Source organism: Clostridium sp. HGF2, from assembly GCF_964240115.1.
GTDB lineage: Bacteria > Bacillota_I > Bacilli_A > Erysipelotrichales > Erysipelotrichaceae > Clostridium_AQ > Clostridium_AQ innocuum.
Genome location: NZ_CAXSSO010000029.1, coordinates 1 through 868, shown reverse-complemented (window position 1 = coordinate 868; position 868 = coordinate 1). Strand labels below are relative to the sequence as shown.

At 39.9% G+C, this 868-nt stretch carries 1 pseudogene; it reads left to right on the top strand.

Features of this window, described 5'->3' with window-relative positions:
* Nucleotides 1–868 (top strand): annotated as a pseudogene (locus ACESPQ_RS20785) (transposase); the annotation flags it as partial.

Sequence of the window (868 nt, the reverse complement as noted above, 5' to 3'; positions counted from 1 at the left end):
AAGCCGTTTCCGTTCTCCTATCTCCTACGCACTATATCCCTAAAAATGAGCAGCGCTCTTTTAACTGCGGATACCTTTTCCTTCAATCTATCATTTCTTCTCTCCGCTTTGATAATATTTGCCGTAATATCAAAAGACGCCATCAGTATGAATACAATCTTTATGATATTTTTTCCGACTTGCTTTTGGCACGGATCCTTCATCCTTCCAGTAAGAAAAACTCTTACGCTTTTGCTCAGACGCTCCTGGAACAGCCCAAATACATTCTCCAAAACGTCTATCGCGCCCTTTCTGTTATTGCCGATGAATCAGATTATATCCAGGCTGAGATCTATCGTAATTCACATTTCCTTCATAAACGGAATACCAAGATCCTTTATTATGACTGTACAAACTATTATTTTGAAATAGAACAGGAGAGTGGTAGTAAGACATATGGTAAAAGTAAGGAGAATCGGCCTAATCCAATCATAGGCATGGGACTTTTTATGGATGCTGATGGCTTCCCGCTTGCTTTCGACCTACATCCTGGCAAACAGAATGAACAGAAAACATTGAAGCCTCTTGAGCAGAAGGTCATACGTGATTTTGACTGTTCTGAATTCATCTATTGTTCTGATAGCGGACTTGGATCACAGAATAACAAATTGTTCAATGATATGGGTGGTAGATCGTATGTCGTCACACAGTCATTGAAGAAATTGAAGAAAGAGGAGCGTATCACAGCACTTGATCCGAAACAATACAGAAAGCTGGGGAGCGAAAAGTTCATCGATCTCAGAGAACTGGACGAAAATGATCCTGAAGTATACAGATCCATTTACTATAAAGAAGTCCCAATCGAGTCAAAGAAGTTATCAGAGACGAT